This is a genomic window from Bradyrhizobium sp. AUGA SZCCT0160 (assembly GCF_018130105.1).
Lineage (GTDB): Bacteria > Pseudomonadota > Alphaproteobacteria > Rhizobiales > Xanthobacteraceae > Bradyrhizobium.
Genome location: NZ_JAFCMD010000002.1, coordinates 470,191 through 486,486 on the forward strand (window position 1 = coordinate 470,191; position 16,296 = coordinate 486,486).

Here is a 16,296-nt window from a genome sequence, read left to right on the forward strand (position 1 = left end):
CTTCGGGCAAACACTTGGTGTTGCCCCCCGGAAAACCGGTTCCACCCCGCATCGAGTGCGGGGCGAGCCCCGCATCGAGTGCGGGGCAGGCTTTTTCCTCGGGACAAACGGTTTGGCCGGCGATCGTGCTCCAGGCCACGGAAGGCACCGCATGGACGCACTGCTGATCGTGGACATGCAGGTCGGGCTGCGGAGCGGCGATCCCAAGCACGATCTGCCAGGGGTCATCGACCGCATCAACCGGCTCGCCGCCAGCGTGCGCGCGCAGTCCGGCATGGTCATCTTCATTCAGCACTGCGGCGATGCCGGTGACGATTTCGAACCGCAATCGCCGGGCTGGGCGCTGCTTCCCGAACTCATCAGGGATCCAGCCGATGTCGTCGTTCAGAAGAGCATGAACGACCCCTTCGCCGGCGCCGAGTTGCAGGCCCGCCTCGGCAGGATCGCACCCGACCGCGTGCTGGTGACCGGCTGGGCCACCGATCTGTGCGTCGATGCGACCGTCCGATCCGCCGTCTCGAACCAGCACAACGTCGTCGTAGTGACCAATGCCCACACCTTGAGCGACCGCCCCCACCTCGATGCGGTCAGCGTCATGCGGCATCATCATTGGGTCTGGTGCAATCTCATTTCCCAAAAACCCGTCCGCCTCGCGGCCACCGACGAACTCGTGCCTTGACCAAGCGATGACGTAACCCGGGGTACAAAAAATCTGCTATAAGCCGCGACGCGACAGACGCTTTAGACATCTGCGCAGGGAGGCTTGCATGAGGATTTGGGGCGCGCTGGCGACCGGATTGTCGCTGCTGCTATTGCCGGCCGCGGGCTCAGCACAGGATTTTCCAACCAAACCAATCAAACTGATCGTGCCGTTCCCACCCGGCGGGCCGAACGACATCATCGCCCGCGTGGTCGGCCAGCGCATGTCGGAACTGGTCAAGCAGCCGATCGTGATCGAAAATCGCAGCGGACAGGCCGGAGTGCTGGGCACCGACGCGGTCGCGAAAGCTGCGCCCGACGGCTACACCATCGCCATCACCAGCGCGAGTTCGCTCGTCATCAACCCGTCGCTTGAGAAAATGCCCTACGACGTGCGGAAGGAGCTCGCACCGGTCACGCTTGTTGTGACCGTGCCGGAAATGCTGGTCGTTGCCAGCAACGTTCCGGCCAACAACATGGCCGAACTGATCGCCCTCGCCAAGGCGCAGCCCGGCAAGCTCAATTTTGCCTCCGCCGGCGTCGGCGGCCTGCCGCATCTGGCCGGCGAACTGTTCAAGCTGACCGCAAAACTCGACATCGTGCATGTGCCGTATCGCGGCGCCGCGCCCGCCATCAACGACCTGCTCGGCCAGCAGGTGCAGATGACGTTCCTCGACCTGCCGGTGATCCTGCCGCATATCAAGGCGGGCTCCCTGAAGCCAATTGCATTGGGCGCCCCCACCCGCGCCCCGACCGCGCCCGACGTGCCGACCACGGCGGAAGTCGGCATGCCGGATCTGTTGATCGAGAACTGGTACGGCATGATCGCGCCGGGCGGCACGCCCGAGAAGATCATCACTGAGCTGAACAGCATCGCCAACGAGGCGATGGCCGATCCGAGCGTCAAGGCAAAACTCGCCGATCAGGGCCTCACGGTTGCCGGCGACAGCCCGGAACATTTCCGCGGCTTCATCGACTCTGAAATCAAGAAGTGGTCGAAGGTGATCAAGGACGCCGGCCTCGAGACGGCGAAATAATTCTCGCCAAGCGCAATTCTCTTCAAGAACGGCGCTGTGCTCACGCCTTGCTGCCGCTCTCGCTTCTGCGCGGGGGGCAGAAAAAAGACGCCGCAACGAAATCCTTCTGGCATCTCTGCCAACACCGGGCGCTACTAGCGGCGAGTCATTGCGCGCGGGCCAGACACCTGCCCACCTGCTGCTCGCAGTAGCGCATGCATTTGTTCTGATGTCCTCGCCAGTCACCGCCCCCGCCAGTGGGGTTGGCACATCTGCCAACGCAATTTGCCGCTCGGTCCTCGCACCGCAAGGGTGAAACTGCTTCTGCCCGTGCATTGAGGAGCATTCCGGTGCCGATGAAGGTGATGGCAAAGAAAAGGTGCCGTATCATGTGACCTCCTGAGAAAAGCATGAGACGCTCGCCAGCCTACTCCTTTCGGGAATGTCGTCTATTGGCCTTTGCGGCATTCCCGCTGCAATGCGGAATTTGGCGTCGTCCGCTTGCAGCGTGCGACAGCAACGCGCGGACAATGCTTGGTGCTTTTGCGGTATGGTTCAGCATTCTGGCCTCCAAACCGAATGTCGAGGACGCGCCATGGTGTCGCAAAGGATCGGCGGGCTGGACTCCAAGGTGGACTCCAAGGCGCGCCTGGCATCGGACCCGATCGAATCCACGCCCGAATCCACACCGCTGGTGCGTACGTTTCACCAGATCCTGCTCTGGCCGCTTCAACTGCTGCCGCTGAAGGAAGGCTCGCAGATCCATCATCACTGGGAGCTGCTCGAGAAGGATGCCGGCCGGATCTGGAAGGAAGTGGATGACGAATTCTGCGCCGATCCGGACGCCTTCCAGGAACGGCACTATCGCGAGTTCGTGACGTTCCTGCCCTATGTGCAGCGTCTGCTCTACGGCGAAGGCGCCAAGCGCCGCTCCATGGCCGCCTACGGCGAATCCCCGATAAAAGCCTACCGCCGGACGGACGTGGCAGCGGTGAGGATACTCTTTCCCGAACGGGACGCACCTGTTGTGTTCGACGTCCGGCACGTCGATCTCTACTTTTTCTATGACGTCGACCTTGTCATTCTTGCCGTCGAAGTACCCGGCTCCGACGTGCCGCTCGACGTGGTGCAGGACTCGCTGCACCGGTTCGGCCGCGCCTATCCCGCGGGCTGGACCGCAGAGGGAGACGGCATCAACTGCCCCCGCAAGGTGGAATGGCTGGCGGCAGACGGGCGCGTGCTCGCGGTGTCGGACTACGAGGACAGAAAACAGTATCTGGCATCGGTGTGTCGCGAGCGGGCGCCGCCGCTCGCGGCGCACTGGCAATATTTGCTCAACCCGATGGCGGCCCATCACTCCGATCAGGCGGGCGCGCTGCGGTTCCGCCAACTCGAATATTACCGCATGCCGTTGATGGCTTATCTCGCCGTCGAACATCCGGAGCAACTGACGCGGGCAGACTTTGCCCGGCTGGCCTACGCGAACGCGCCCGGCGACCGGCATGCGCTGCCCTACTCCGAGAAATATCTGGCGAGCTTCGAAGAAAACCATTGCTACGACAGGTACTATGATGAAACGCAATCCGACGCCCGGCTGCGCACACGCGTGATGTGTTGCGATCACGCGTTCCTCATCGTCGGCGACGCCGCGAGGCCCGTATTCCTGGATGCGGAGCGCGGCGTTCTTGGCCAGTTCCGTCATCAGTTCTTTCTGCTGGCGCTGATCGCGCACATGCACAAGGGCGCCTTGCTGATGATGTCCGACCGCCTGGTGCACGCTGTGACGCGCCTCAATATCGAGCAGCAGGAAACCGTGCGACGATTCCGCGCCGAGATCAGGGGCCTACTCGAAATATTCCTTCGCTTCACCCACCGCTACTGGTTTCACGACGTATCGGAGCACGTGCAGACGCGCGAGGTGTTCCATGCCCTGGTCAAACACCTCGGCACCGACCGCCTGTACGTCGATATTCGCGAAGAGCTGAAGGATATGGGCGCCTATCTCGACAGCGATCTGCTGCGTCGCCAGTCGAACATCTTCCTCAGGCTGACCGTCGTGACCATGATCGGTCTGATCGGCACCACCACGACAGGCTTCCTCGGCATGAGCAGCCTGATCGCCGCAACCGACCATCATCTCGCGGCGAAGGCAATTTACGTAGCCGTAACGGCAACCGCTTTCGCCGCGCTCACGCTCTATACGCTGGCAAAGTCGCAGCGCATTGCCGGTTTCCTCGATGCGCTGACCAACGAACGATTGCCGCTGCGAACGAAGGCCGACGCATTGCTGGATATCTGGCGCAAGAAGTGAAGACTTATTGCCGCTTTTTGCGGGATAGCGGACATTCGGCCGCAGCGTGATCTATCAATTGCCCCCAACTCGGTCATGCGGCGAACCACAAACTCGTATCAGAGCCATCGAGCGCGTTTGAAACGCGCATAAAGCACCGCGCAAAGCAGGGCGATAATTCCGACCACGACAAAGTAGCCGTACTGCGTCTTCAACTCGGGCATGTTTTCGAAATTCATGCCGTAGATTCCGGCGATCGCGGTGGGCACGGCCAGGATCGCGGCCCACGCGGCCAGCTGCCGCGTAATCGCGCTCTGACGCTGCTGCTCCAATAGATTGCTCACTTCGAAGACCGAGGTCAGCACGTCTCGCAACGAGTTCACCATCGCCTCGACGCGCCGCACGTGGTCCAGGACGTCTTGAAAATAGGGCCGGGCGTTGGCATCGAGGCACGGTGTCTCAAGGTGGACGAGCCGGCCGCAGACCTCCATCATGGGGCCGATAATTCGCTGAAAGCGGATCAGTTCCTGACGCAGCCCGAACAGCCGTTTGACGTCTGCGCGACTGAGGAAGCTGTCAAGCGCGCTTTGCTCCATCTTGAGAACGTGTTCCTCGATCGTCTCGACCACCGGCAGGTATCCATCAACGATGAAGTCGAGGATGGCGTGCAGGACATAATCCGGACCATGTCTCAGCAAGCTGGGAGCCGCTTCGAGTTGGGCGCGCAGTTCGCTGTGCGCCCGCGCCGAGCCATGCCGAACCGTAATGATAAAATTCTTTCCGACAAAGATCGCTGTTTCGCCATAGGCGATGTGATCCTGCTCAAGATGAGCCGTGCGCGTCATGACAAACAGCTGGTCACCGTAGACGTCAACTTTCGGCAGTTGGTTTGCCTTGAACGCGTCCTCGATCGCGAGCGGATGAAGCCCGTAGTTCTTCTCGAGTTGCTCAAGCTCTCGTTTCGAAGGTTCGAACAACCCGATCCAGACAAACTCGGACTTGCCCTTGCAATCGATGGGCTCGTCCAGCGAAACGGCCCTTGCACTCTTGCCGTTGCGATACAGGTGGGCAGCCACGACGCTCACAACGAACTTCCTCCGGACGACCTATTCAGCGGGGCTTCCAGCCCGTGCATGTTGACGATCTAGCACCAGGGCCAAAACACTCGCAACGATGTTGACGAGCGTATCCGGCGCCGAAGGACGTTCATCCGGGTCGAACGCTAGTCCAATGACGGCATTCGGGCCTCCGGCCGTCTTTACGGGCCAAAAGTCGAAGCGCGACGCCAGATTCGGATAGACTTCGCAACGCTGGACAGTTCCCGTCGACAGCGATGATCGCGCCGCATTCAGTTCGGCCTCCTGGGGTTCCACGTCGCCGGCTGCCTTGAGGGAAACGACCCTGTCCCCGGTAACAAGCATCACGACAGCGGGAACCTGGAAGATCGCTTCAAGGGCCTGGGAAGTGATCGAGACAATCGCGTTGGTATCGTCGGCCGCGACGACGTCACGGCTATAGTTTTGCAGCGCCGTCGCCTGCCTTCTTAACGAGGCCGCCTCGATCGCCCTCCGGCCAGAGGTGAAGGCAACGCCACTCGCAATGAGGCCGACCACGAACAGCAGCCCGATCGCCCAGATGTTTGCCACATCGTCGACGGCGAGTGAGTAGCGAGGATCAATGAAGAAGAAATTGAAAGCAAGGGCGCCAAGGATCGCCGAACAGAGAGCCGGTCCGAGGCCGAGGCTAACGCCCGCGATGATCACCGGTACGACGAATACGAGCGACAAATTGGGGATCGCGATCTTGCTGTCCACACCGATCGCGACGACCGTCGCGAGGGCGATCATTGCGATTGCAGCAAGGTATCGCATCACCGGCGATGTTATCGGGCCTAGGAGGCTATCGGTATCGGACGCAGGTGCAACGTCCAACGGCAGCTTCGATTCAATATCGACCATCGCTTCAACTCCTGGCTGGGACGCAGGGCCACACGAACAAAGAGCGCCAGCAGTACGGCGAGGCGCACTCTCCATTCCGCTCGGTAGTGACTTCCGACAGCACGATAGAGATTGGTCCGTTGGCATATAAAGTCGATATGACAAAGCTGCGCGCGATATAGGAATCTCATAAGCGCTGATGGCCGCTGTTCGCCGTCGGGCTGCTGGAATGTCGCCGATTGGCGAGGAGGCCCTCAGTAATCCAGCCGCCCGAATAATTCCCCGAACGGAATCATGATGTGGGTCCGGTACGCCTCGCGCGTTTGCAAGGCGCGGTACCAGCGCTCGACCTGCGGCAATGACGGGCGGTCGATTTCCAGCTCGAAGTAACGGTAGAGCGACGTCCCGGCCGTGATGTCGGCAAGCGACAAGGACTCGCCGAGCAGGAAGCTACGCCCCTCCAGCAACCGGTCGAGTTTTTCGAAATTCCTGGCGCAACGCGCCAATGCGGCCTTGATCGCGGGCCAGTTTCGCTTGTCTTCCGGTGTCCGGTAAAATCCCCAGAACACACCGGTGAGGAAATCCGGTTGCAGCGCGGTTTGCGACCAATCCATCCAGCCGTCGACGGCGGCACGGACGACGGGATCATCTGACCAGAATCGACCAGCGCCGTGGCGCGCGGCCAGATATCGGAGGATCGCATGCGATTCCCACACAATGGTCTCGCCGTCCTTGACGACGGGAATGCGGCCGTGCGGGTTCATCGCCAGAAACGCCGGCGCATCGAGTCCGCCCGCCGAGCCGCCGGCATCGATATGTTCATGCGCGAGTACAAGCTCACCGATCAGCCACATGACTTTCTGGACGTTGAATGAACTGCGGCGTCCCCAGACCTTGAGCATTCTCTTTCTCCAAATTACTTCGGCGCCATCCTGCGCAGATGTTCCACCAACTGCTGCGCCGGCTTCGGCAGCGACTTGAAACTGCGGGCGCAGATCGCAAGTCTGCGGTTGGCCCAGGGATCCCTGATCCTGACGACGCTGATCTTCATCGACCGCGCGCAGCGCCTGGCCGCTACTTCCGGCATCACGGCGACACCGATGCCGGCAGAAACCATCTGCCCGATCGCATCGAAATTGTTGAGCCGGGCGCGAAACCGCAAGCGTGCACCGAGCCGCGCGGCGTGGCCGGTGACATGGGCGTGCAGCGCGCTCGAAGTGATCAGGCCGACGAAATCCCGCTCCACCACCTCGCGGAAATCGACCTGCCGCCGGTTCGACAGTTCGTCCTGGCGCGCGGTGACCAGCACCAGGCGGTCTTCGCTGTAGGGGATCCGCTCGATGCCGTCGGGCAGCGCGTGTTCGGCGGCGAGCCCCAGATGAGCGGCGCCGCTGGCGATGGCCCGCGCGATGTCGGCGCTTTCGCGCTCCTCGACGTCGATCGAAATATGCGGATGCTGGCTCAGGAACGCGGCCAGCGCCTTCGGCAGATATTCCGACAGGCCGGAGGTGTTGGCGAGGAAGCGGACGGTGGCCTTGACGCCGCGCGAGAACGCGGCGAGATCGCCGCGCATCGCGTCCACATTGTGCATGACGATGCGAGCATGATCGAGCAGGCTTTCGCCGGCCGGCGTCAGTTCGACGCCGCGGCGGCCACGCTGCAGCAGTGACACGCCGAGCGCGGCTTCCAGGCCCTTGATGCGCGCGCTGGCCGAGGCCAGCGCCAGATGCACGCGGTTCGCGCCATTGGTGATGCTGCGCGTCTCGGCCACCGCGATGAAGAGCTGTAGGTCGACCAGATCGAAGCGCATCACGAATTCCGATATCTGCCTTCGGCGTAGCCGAATGCTGTCTCCGTAATCTCCAGATTGTGCCTGATAGCACGATCGGTCAATGTGGCCGCATGATCGATTCCATGCTCATTCTCATTGCGGCCGCGTTCCTGCTCGCCGGTTTCATCAAGGGCGTCATCGGGCTCGGCCTGCCGACGGTGTCGATGGGGCTGCTCGCGGTAACGATGCCGCCCGGCCAGGCGATCGCGATCGTGATCGTTCCGGCGATCGTCACCAACATCTGGCAGACCTTCGGCGGCCCTTATCTGCGCGACATCATGCGGCGGCTGTGGCCGCTGATGGTCGGCACCGTGATCGGCATCTGGCTCAACGGCGGGCTCTTGACCGGGCCCTATGCGGCCTATGGCACCGTCATCCTCGGCGTGCTGCTGGTGATCTATGCCATCGTCGGCCTGTGCAAATTCAGCTTCAAGGTCGCGCAACGCGACGAGAAGTGGATCGGCGGCATCGTCGGCCTTGTCACCGGCGTGATCTCGGCCGCGACCGGCGTTCAGGTCATCCCGTCAATGCCGTTCATGCAGGCGATCGGCATGCAGAAGGACGAACTGGTGCAGGCGCTCGGCGTGTTCTTCACGGTCGCCACCGTGGCGCTCGCCTTCAACATCACCGCGGCGGGCCTGCTGACGGCCGCAACCGCGCTGCCGGGCGCGGTGGCGATGGCGGCGTCCTTTGCCGGCATGTTCATCGGCCAGGCGGTGCGAACGCGGATGCAGCCGGACGTGTTCCGCCGCTGGTTCCTGATCGCGATGATCTTCCTCGGGCTCTATCTCGCCGTCGGCGGGTTTCTGAAAATTCACGGCTAGAACCCGGTTCTGGCTGGATCAGAACCAGGTTCCAGCTATCTTGCTTTGACGCGTTTTCCTGACGCGAACTGGCTTGAAAGGCGCCTCACCCAAATGGGGTAGATCAGCGGGTCTGCAGCATCGCCACGCGAATCCCGAGATAGATAAACATCCCGCCGAGCACGCGGTTGATCCAGGCGATCACGCGCTGGGAGTGCCTGATGCGGGAGGCGGCCTTCGACGCAAAGGCTGCGACGCCGAGGCACCACAGCGTGCCATTGAAGATGAAGATCAGGCCGAGGGCCAGGAAGGCCGCCGTCTTGTGCGGCGAATCGGCGGCTACGAATTGTGGCAGGAACGCCAGGAAGAACAGTGCGACCTTGGGATTGAGGACGTTGGTCAAGGCCCCCTGCCAGAACACGCGGCGCAGCGAGACCGTCCCCTCCTGCACGGCTGCTTCAGCAATTGGGGCCGCGCGCGACAGCAGCATCTGGAGGCCCGTAAACACCAGATAGGCCGCGCCGACCAGCTTCAGGACCGTAAAGGCCGCCGCCGACGTCATCAGCAGCGCGGAGAGGCCAATCGCGGCACCGAACACGTGAACCAGACAGCCACTGCAGATGCCGAGCGCGGCCGCCGCCCCGCCGCGCCAGCCCAACTGGATGCTGCGGCCGATGATGTAGGCGGTATCGGGCCCCGGCGTGACATTAAGCAGCAACCCCGAGAGGATGAACAACCAGAGTTCGTTTATGCCGAGCAGCTCGCCCATGATTTTGACCAGTTCCCTCGTGACAATCCATTGGTCCAGCGCATGCCAATCGCAATTGGATTGCGTTACTATCACTTCTGGATCGGCCTTCCGCCAGATACAGCGTATTTAATAATCATTGGAATCGCTTGGCCGACCGCATAGTGGTATGCAAGCGCGGGAGTTTTAGGGATACATGGAAAGACGGCTAGCCGCCATCGTTTGCGCTGATGTCGCCGGCTATTCCCGCATGATGGGAGCCGACGAGGCGGGCACGCATGCCACCTTCAAGGCTCACCGCACCGCGATCTACCCGATCATCCTCAACCATGGCGGCCGTCTGGTGAAGAACACCGGCGATGGCTTCCTGCTGGAGTTTCCCAGCATCGTCGGCGCCATCGAGGCCGCGGTCGCGATGCAGATGATGATGGCCGAACGAAACCATCATTTGCCCACCGACCGTGTGATGCAATTCCGTATGGGCATCCATATGGGCGACGTGATGGCCGACGAGGACGAGGTGTTCGGCGACGACGTCAACATCGCCGTCCGGCTCGAATCGGTGGCCGCCCCGGGCGGCGTGGCGGTGTCGGGCAAGGCCTATGGCGAGGCCGGCAAGCGCCTCAGCGTGCCCTTCATCGATGCCGGCCCGCACCGGTTCAAGAACATCGAGGAGCCGGTCAGCGTCTGGTCCTGGGAGCCTGAGGGCGCCGACCACCGTAGCCGCGAGGCGAGGGATCCCGCGAACCTGCCTGCGCAGTACCGGACCGCGATCGTCGGCGTGCTGCCGTTCGCCAATCTGAGCGAGAGCGCCGACGAGTATTTCTCCGACGGCCTCACCGAGGACCTGATCCACGCATTGTCGCTGCAATCGTTCTACCGGGTGCTGAGCCGCAACTCGACGTTCTCCTTCAAGGGCAAGAACCTGAGCACGCGCCTGATCGCGCGCGAGATCGACGCGAGCTACCTGATCCAGGGCTCGGTGCGCCGCGCCGGCAGCAAGATCCGCGTCACCGCCGAGCTGATCGCGCCCGAGAACGGCGAGCAATTATGGACCGGCCGCTACGACCGCGACATGGGCGACCTGTTCGCGATGCAGGACGAGATCACCACCAGCCTGTCGGCGGCGATCGCGGCCGAGATCTACCGGGCCGAGGCTTCCGCCCCTCCCCGGCCGTCGTCGAACGACCTGACCGCATGGGACCGCTTCCTCAAGGGGCTTTCCTATTATTACCTGCAGACCAAAGCCGATTTCGAAACCTCGATCGGCCTGTTCAGGGAGGCGATCGCGCTCGATCCGACGCTGTCGATCGCCCGCGCCTATCTCGCCACCATCATGATGCAGAGCATCCAGTTCGGATGGATCAAGAGCACGCGCGAATTGTGGACCACGGCGATGGATCTGGCCGAGAGCAGCGTCAGGCTTGATCCGCGCTCGTCCTTTGCCTTCCAGATCGTCGCCTATCTGCACGCCCTGGAAGGGCATCACGAGGTCTCCATGGATGCCGCGAACCGGGCGGTCGGGCTGAACCCCTACGACATGGGCGCCCGTGGTGTTCTCGGCTTCTGTTATTTTTACGCAGGCGACCATCGCCAGGCCATCGAACTGATCTCGATGGCGGCGCAGCGCGGCAATTCCGACCCCCGATATCAATGGGCAGGGGTGAATGCGTTCGCCCATTACCTCGTCGGCCAATATGACGCGTCGCTGTCCTGGGCGCGCGAACAGCTGTATCTCAACCCCAATCATCTTCAGGCGCTCGCGATCCGGGCGGCCGCACTCGCCCAGCTCGGGCGCGCCGAGGAAGCGGCCAACGCCACCGAGGTCCTGCTGCACAATTATCCGAGCTTTACCGTCGAACGCCATTTGAGCAATTTCCATTGGAAACGGCCCGACGACATCGCCCATTACCGCGACGGCCTGCTGAAGGCCGGCGTTCCCTCCACCAGATTGACGCTCGTCGAGTCGGCGCCGAAGCTTGCTGCCGATTCCTGAAGCGGCCGCGTTGCTTTGCGCCATATTGTCATCCCGGCCGGCGCGCCTTCGGCCGCTGGTTGACACGGCTTCGAATCCGGCGAAAATCGTTTGCACCCTGAAGTAGTACACGACCGGCGGATTCCCTTTTCGAATCCATTCCCCTTCAGACCGAGGCCGATTGTCTTTTTCATATTCGCTGCCTTTTCAGGATTGGATCCATGCCAGACCAAGCACCGGCCACGCAGATCGCCGTCTCCAGGAATAATCCCTGCCCGTTCCTGCGCGCGCTGGTCGCGAACGGCTATGTCGACGGCCGCATCGTGCCGCTCGGCACGCTGACCGAAGACATCGGGCTGGCGAGCGGCAAAACCGGAATGGGTTTGATCCGGGCGAAGGTGCTCACCTACGGAATTGCGATGATCGCAAACGGCCACCCCTTGAGGAGCGTGACATCAGGCGCAATTCTCGATGAATTGCGCAACGGCCCGCTCGACAAGCATGGCGCCGGCTCCCGCATCCTCGAAGTCGATGGACAGGTCAATCTGGAGCAGATCGAACGCTTCGCGAGCTTCGGCCAGGAATACCGTAATCCCGATGGCGGCACCGAGCCCGGGCTGAACGCCAAGCAGATCGAGACCTTCATGGCGGACAATCTGAAGCGCGACGGCGATAAGGCGCGCTGGACCTATCCGATCATGATGAAGGGCGAATGGCCGGTCCTGCTCGACATACTCGGCAAGGGCGACGGCGAGACGCGCTACCTCAGCGTGGCGGAAGTCAGGACCCTCTTCGTGGAGCGGCGGTTGCCCGAGCGGATCACGGCGCGGCTGCCGAAGCCACAGGCCGGAAGATAACTACCGACGGCCGCTGCGGCTGGCCACGCATTCGCTACGGCTTCGGCCCGTAGCCCGGAACCCATTTTTCATGCTGGGGCAAGTCGTCATGAATCGTCCACCAGGGCGCACGCGACGACGTAAATACGTGCAGGCGCGGCCGAACCTTGGGATCGTCGTCGAACAAACCGGCGGGGATACTGACCGTCTCCAGATAGCTTGCCTTGCCTGGCGTCAGGCAACCGCAGATCTTGCAACGATAGCGGAAACTGCCGGGTGCGGATTCATAGCGCACGGTCATGTCCTCGCCTGCCGAAAATCGGAACTTGTCCACTTCGACATGAGCGTATGTTGCGAATGCTGCGCCGGTAAGCTTGCGGCAATTGGCACAATGGCAGTGTGTGATCGATCGCACTTTATCGACTTCAAACCTGACCGCGCCGCACAGGCAGCTTCCACGAATCATGATGGCACCTCCAGACTCGAAATATCGCCAGCGCGGTTCGCGTCCGATTGAACCGGATCAAATCAGGGCAAGCAACTATTTAAACAGCGGCGTGCCCGGTACGAAGGCGTCGAACGCGGCCCAGAATTGCGAGCGGTAGCGGTCCTGCTCCTGCAGGATCTCGTGCTTGGACCCGGCGATCACCAGATGCGAGCCGGCGCGCAAATGATAGGCGAATTCCTCGATCGCCGCGGTCGAGACGATGGTGTCGCTGCTGGCGGCCAGCATCAGGATGGGCTGGCGGATTTCGGAAGGATAGTTCGACGCGCGAAAGCCGTGCATCGCGCGAAACGCCGTGTCGGCCCAGGCGACGGTCGGCGAGCCGATGCCCAGCGTCGGGTCTTCTTCCAGGATCGCGGCGTTGCGGGCAAAGCGCACGGGATCGCTGGTGAAGGGATTGTTGATGAAGGACTCGGTGCCGGTCAGCGCGTCGCTGCCTCCAGGCACGTAACGGCCGCCCTGGCCTGCGAGCCGCAGCACCCGCAACATTGTGCGCGCCACAAACGAGGTCCGGCTTCCCGGCAGATCGATCATCGGCGCCGACAGCACCATGCGGTCGAACCAGCGTTTTCCCGCATGCGCGACGCGCAGCATCACCGCACCGCCCATCGAATGCGCCAGCGCGAAATAGGGCGGCGGGCAATCGGGCAGCACCACCTGCTGCACGAAGGTTTCGACGTCGATCTCGAAATCGGAGAAATCGCGGACATAACCCTTGCGTGGATCGCGCAAGCGCCGCGAGGAATGACCCTGGCCGCGCCAGTCGATCATCGCCACCGCGAACCCGCGATCGCGCAGGTCGCGCACCGTCTCGAAATATTTCTCGATCTGCTCGCTGCGGCCGGTGAAGACGCAGACGGTGCCCTTGCGGCCCGCCGGCGGCGCCCAGCGTGCAAAGCGCAGTTCAGCGCCGTCGGGCGTCTTGATGGTGCCGCTGACGACATCCTCCGGAACCGGATTGGCAGGGATCGAGACGAGCGTCATGGACGGGGAACCGGCTAGGAAAGGAGGAATGGAAATCAAGGCGGGCTGGCAAAAAGAGGCTCGAATCGGCCCCTCTTGAACGGTGTTCGGCCCCTCCCATATCATTTCTGTGCAGGCCGCTACCAGTGTTTCGGGAACCCGAACATTTCGTGTTTTGGCTTCAAAACACATGGCTGCACATGGACGAAAGCCCGGCCCGATGGCGGGCGGGTTAATTGAAACAGTCGCTCAATGGAGGACTACCCTATGCGTACCTACGATCTCGCCCCGTTTTATCGTTCCACCGTCGGCTTCGACCGCTTCTTCTCCCTGCTCGACCAGGCAGCGTCAGACGGCAGCCCCGGTTATCCCCCCTACAACATCGAGCGCACCGGCGAGAACGCCTACCGCATCAGCGTCGCGGTCTCCGGCTTCTCGCAAGGCGAGCTTTCGATCGTCGCCAAGGAAAACACGCTGACGATCAAGGGCGAGAAGTCTGCCAACGAGAACGGCCAGGACAAATCCGAAGTGCTGTACCGCGGCATCGCCGCGCGCGCCTTCGAACGCGCCTTCCAGCTTGCCGATTTCGTGCAGGTCAAGAACGCCTCGCTCGAGCACGGCCTGCTCCACGTCGATCTCGTCCGCGAGATTCCCGAGGCCAAGAAGCCGCGCAGCATTCCGATCAGCAACGGCTCCCAAACCCCGCGGGTCGTCGACAGCTCGGCGGTTGCGGCCTAACGCGATCAGGCTTTCAGCAGATATTGGCTGAACGCGAAAACGCCCCGGGAAACCGGGGCGTTTTTTGTTGGCGCAGTCATTCCGGGATGGTTCGGAGGACCAGACTTCAGATGCGCAATTTCGCATCTGAAGTTCGCGCTTTGCGCGCCCCGGAATGACGCCATCGAAACTCAGAGAAATTCACACCGCCGTGAGCGCCGTAACGTCACGCCCCGCGCATCGAAACTCCAATCATGGGCAGCGCATCACGCTGAAAAAATCTCGGAGCAGGTTCGATGAAGATGGTTCAACTGGTAACGGCGCTCGCGGTCACGGCATTTGCGGGATCGCTTGGCACACTCCCGGCGCAGGCCGAGGCAGCGACGCCGGTGGCGCGCAATGTCGTGCTGGTGCACGGGGCGTGGGCGGACGGTTCGAGCTGGTCGGAAGTCATCCCCTATCTGCAGGCCGCGGGGCTGAAGGTCACCGCCGTACAGAATCCGCTGACGTCGCTCGCCGATTCCGTCGCCGCGACCCGACGCGCGCTGGCGATGCAGGACGGGCCGACGGTGCTGGTCGCGCATTCCTGGGGCGGCACCGTGATCAGCGAGACCGGCACGGATCCGAAAGTATCGGCGCTGGTCTATGTCGCCGCGCGCGGCCCTGATGCGGGCGAGGATTTTGTCGCGCTCTCCGGAAAATTCCCGGCCGGGCCGGTGCGCGCCGGGATCCGGGAACATGACGGCTTCACCAAATTGTCGGAGGATTCGTTCCTGAAATATTTCGCCAACGGCGTGGAGCCGAAAAAGGCGGAGGTGCTCTACGCGGTACAGGAGCCGACCGCCGTTTCCCTGTTTGCGGGACGCACCACCGTGGCCGCCTGGCACTCCAAACCGTCATGGTATGCGGTCTCCAGGCAGGACCAGACCATTAATCCCGACCTCGAGCGGTTTCTGGCCAAGCGCATGAAGGCGACCACGGTCGAACTGGACGCGGGTCATCTGTCGCTGGTGTCGCATCCGAAGGAGATCGCCGACCTGATCCTCGCGGCGGCGGGTCATAAGGAATAGCCGGCCGCTCGCCTGATCCCTCCCCGCGCATATGAGGGAGGGATCAGCAAGCGCCGCTGCGGTTTGGTCTCTACTCCAGCCCCTGCACGTTGGGCATGTCCTGGGTCGGGGCGATCTGCGGTACCGGCTTGGCCTGGACCGCACCTGTCGTCACGGCCGCGGGCGGCGGCGTTTGCGCCTCAGCCGATTTCGGCTGAGCTGCCGCCGATTGCTGCACCGGTTCCGCCGCGGTTGCGGGCTTGGCCGCGGGCTCGACGGTGGCTGGTTGGGCGGCGGCCACCGGCTTGGCCGCCGGTACGACAGCGGCGGCCGGCTTGGCGGCCGCCGCGAGCGGGCTCGGCTTCGGCACCGGCACCGTGCGGCTGGCGACCTGCGGGGCCGGCTTCGGGGACCGCGGCGCGCCCCGGACATGGGTCGGCGGCAGCGGTCCGGGCGGGCCGTAATTCATGGTCAGATCGTCGTTGAAATTATCGCCCATCCGGTGCGCCGGTATGAAGCGGATGATCCGGCCGGTGCGCGCGTCGATGATCAGGCGGCCGTCATCGCCGCCCCGGTCGATCACCGAAATCGTGTAAACGAGGCCGCGTTGCTGCGGGATGCCGAGCGGCGAAAACCCGCTCTCGCGCAGCACGGTGTAGACCTCGGTCGGCGGCAGCAGCATCGGCCCCTGCCCATAGCCGTAACGCGGCCCGGGATAGGCCGGCGGCGGGGGGTATTGCGCCGGTGGCGCATAACGGGGCGGCGCATAATAGGGGTCGCCAATGTCGGATACCGAATAATAGGGCGAGCGTCCGGCCTCGTAAGGCGCCGGTACCTGCGCCTGCGCGGCCGTTGTGGCGAGAACCATTCCCGCCGCAAAAACCCATCCTGTGAAGAACTTCATCATCCATTGCTCCTGTTAGCCCC

Annotated in this window: 15 protein-coding genes and 1 pseudogene; 8 read left to right on the plus strand and 8 right to left on the minus strand. The window is 62.7% G+C overall.

What is annotated here, in order from left to right; all coding sequences use genetic code 11:
* Positions 1-151 precede the first annotated feature (151 nt).
* The 3 genes from JQ558_RS05870 (at position 152) to JQ558_RS05880 (ending at position 4,026) form a co-directional block, all read left to right on the plus strand.
* Complete coding sequence (locus tag JQ558_RS05870) at positions 152-679, plus strand: isochorismatase family protein (protein ID WP_212293069.1); 528 nt, start codon at positions 152-154, stop codon at positions 677-679.
* A gap of 88 nt (positions 680-767) precedes the next feature.
* Entirely contained in the window at positions 768-1,736 is a 969-nt protein-coding gene (locus tag JQ558_RS05875) for a tripartite tricarboxylate transporter substrate binding protein (RefSeq protein WP_212293070.1), read from the plus strand.
* A 574-nt stretch (positions 1,737-2,310) separates the two neighbouring features.
* A complete protein-coding gene (locus tag JQ558_RS05880) occupies positions 2,311-4,026 on the plus strand; it encodes a hypothetical protein (RefSeq protein ID WP_212293071.1) in 1,716 nt (571 codons plus the stop codon).
* A 98-nt stretch (positions 4,027-4,124) separates the two neighbouring features.
* Here the strand turns inward: JQ558_RS05880 and corA are convergent, their stop codons facing one another.
* The 4 genes from corA to JQ558_RS05900 all read right to left on the minus strand — a co-directional run bounded on the left by corA (position 4,125) and on the right by JQ558_RS05900 (position 7,752).
* Positions 4,125-5,090, minus strand: a complete 966-nt coding sequence (corA, locus tag JQ558_RS05885; protein WP_212293072.1) for a magnesium/cobalt transporter CorA — start codon at positions 5,088-5,090, stop codon at positions 4,125-4,127.
* Between the two features lie 21 nt (positions 5,091-5,111).
* Entirely contained in the window at positions 5,112-5,963 is an 852-nt protein-coding gene (locus JQ558_RS05890) for a DUF4118 domain-containing protein (protein WP_212293073.1), read from the minus strand.
* A 233-nt stretch (positions 5,964-6,196) separates the two neighbouring features.
* Positions 6,197-6,844, minus strand: a complete 648-nt coding sequence (locus JQ558_RS05895) for a glutathione S-transferase family protein (RefSeq protein WP_212293074.1) — start codon at positions 6,842-6,844, stop codon at positions 6,197-6,199.
* Positions 6,845-6,858: 14 nt separating this feature from the next.
* On the minus strand, positions 6,859-7,752 hold the full coding sequence (locus JQ558_RS05900; protein WP_212211465.1) for a LysR substrate-binding domain-containing protein: 894 nt from the start codon (positions 7,750-7,752) through the stop codon (positions 6,859-6,861).
* A 92-nt stretch (positions 7,753-7,844) separates the two neighbouring features.
* Here JQ558_RS05900 and JQ558_RS05905 point away from each other — a divergent pair, with 92 nt between their 5' ends.
* A complete protein-coding gene (locus JQ558_RS05905) occupies positions 7,845-8,597 on the plus strand; it encodes a sulfite exporter TauE/SafE family protein (RefSeq protein ID WP_212211466.1) in 753 nt (250 codons plus the stop codon).
* 103 nt (positions 8,598-8,700) lie between these two features.
* Here JQ558_RS05905 and JQ558_RS05910 read toward each other — a convergent pair whose 3' ends face one another.
* Entirely contained in the window at positions 8,701-9,336 is a 636-nt protein-coding gene (locus JQ558_RS05910; protein ID WP_212293113.1) for a LysE family translocator, read from the minus strand.
* A 184-nt stretch (positions 9,337-9,520) separates the two neighbouring features.
* Between JQ558_RS05910 and JQ558_RS05915 the strand changes: the two genes are divergently transcribed.
* Positions 9,521-11,320 carry an adenylate/guanylate cyclase domain-containing protein gene (locus JQ558_RS05915; protein ID WP_212276535.1) on the plus strand — a complete coding sequence of 600 codons (1,800 nt, stop codon included), beginning with the start codon at positions 9,521-9,523 and terminating at the stop codon, positions 11,318-11,320.
* A gap of 200 nt (positions 11,321-11,520) precedes the next feature.
* Positions 11,521-12,141: pseudogene (locus tag JQ558_RS05920) on the plus strand (cytochrome C); the annotation flags it as partial.
* A gap of 49 nt (positions 12,142-12,190) precedes the next feature.
* Here the strand turns inward: JQ558_RS05920 and JQ558_RS05925 are convergent.
* Entirely contained in the window at positions 12,191-12,601 is a 411-nt protein-coding gene (locus tag JQ558_RS05925; protein WP_212211472.1) for a GFA family protein, read from the minus strand.
* 75 nt (positions 12,602-12,676) lie between these two features.
* Positions 12,677-13,624 carry an alpha/beta fold hydrolase gene (locus JQ558_RS05930; RefSeq protein ID WP_212211473.1) on the minus strand — a complete coding sequence of 316 codons (948 nt, stop codon included), beginning with the start codon at positions 13,622-13,624 and terminating at the stop codon, positions 12,677-12,679.
* 246 nt (positions 13,625-13,870) lie between these two features.
* Here JQ558_RS05930 and JQ558_RS05935 point away from each other — a divergent pair, with 246 nt between their 5' ends.
* Positions 13,871-14,341: an Hsp20 family protein gene (locus tag JQ558_RS05935; protein WP_212211474.1), complete on the plus strand. Its 471-nt coding sequence runs from the start codon at positions 13,871-13,873 to the stop codon at positions 14,339-14,341.
* Between the two features lie 275 nt (positions 14,342-14,616).
* Positions 14,617-15,390: an alpha/beta fold hydrolase gene (locus JQ558_RS05940; RefSeq protein WP_212293076.1), complete on the plus strand. Its 774-nt coding sequence runs from the start codon at positions 14,617-14,619 to the stop codon at positions 15,388-15,390.
* A gap of 70 nt (positions 15,391-15,460) precedes the next feature.
* Here the strand turns inward: JQ558_RS05940 and JQ558_RS05945 are convergent, their stop codons facing one another.
* The gene (locus JQ558_RS05945) at positions 15,461-16,276 is read right to left on the minus strand and encodes a hypothetical protein (RefSeq protein WP_312014961.1); all 816 of its coding nucleotides are present in this window, start codon (positions 16,274-16,276) and stop codon (positions 15,461-15,463) included.
* Positions 16,277-16,296 lie beyond the last annotated feature (20 nt).

Coding starts and splice junctions, on each gene's coding strand:
- JQ558_RS05870 (WP_212293069.1), top strand. CDS start 152: ATGGACGCACTGCTGATCGTGGACATGCAGGTCGGGCTGCGGAGCGGC.
- JQ558_RS05875 (WP_212293070.1), top strand. CDS start 768: ATGAGGATTTGGGGCGCGCTGGCGACCGGATTGTCGCTGCTGCTATTG.
- JQ558_RS05880 (WP_212293071.1), top strand. CDS start 2,311: ATGGTGTCGCAAAGGATCGGCGGGCTGGACTCCAAGGTGGACTCCAAG.
- JQ558_RS05890 (WP_212293073.1), bottom strand. CDS start 5,963: ATGGTCGATATTGAATCGAAGCTGCCGTTGGACGTTGCACCTGCGTCC.
- JQ558_RS05895 (WP_212293074.1), bottom strand. CDS start 6,844: ATGCTCAAGGTCTGGGGACGCCGCAGTTCATTCAACGTCCAGAAAGTC.
- JQ558_RS05900 (WP_212211465.1), bottom strand. CDS start 7,752: ATGCGCTTCGATCTGGTCGACCTACAGCTCTTCATCGCGGTGGCCGAG.
- JQ558_RS05905 (WP_212211466.1), top strand. CDS start 7,845: ATGATCGATTCCATGCTCATTCTCATTGCGGCCGCGTTCCTGCTCGCC.
- JQ558_RS05915 (WP_212276535.1), top strand. CDS start 9,521: ATGGAAAGACGGCTAGCCGCCATCGTTTGCGCTGATGTCGCCGGCTAT.
- JQ558_RS05925 (WP_212211472.1), bottom strand. CDS start 12,601: ATGATTCGTGGAAGCTGCCTGTGCGGCGCGGTCAGGTTTGAAGTCGAT.
- JQ558_RS05930 (WP_212211473.1), bottom strand. CDS start 13,624: ATGACGCTCGTCTCGATCCCTGCCAATCCGGTTCCGGAGGATGTCGTC.
- JQ558_RS05935 (WP_212211474.1), top strand. CDS start 13,871: ATGCGTACCTACGATCTCGCCCCGTTTTATCGTTCCACCGTCGGCTTC.
- JQ558_RS05940 (WP_212293076.1), top strand. CDS start 14,617: ATGAAGATGGTTCAACTGGTAACGGCGCTCGCGGTCACGGCATTTGCG.
- JQ558_RS05945 (WP_312014961.1), bottom strand. CDS start 16,276: ATGATGAAGTTCTTCACAGGATGGGTTTTTGCGGCGGGAATGGTTCTC.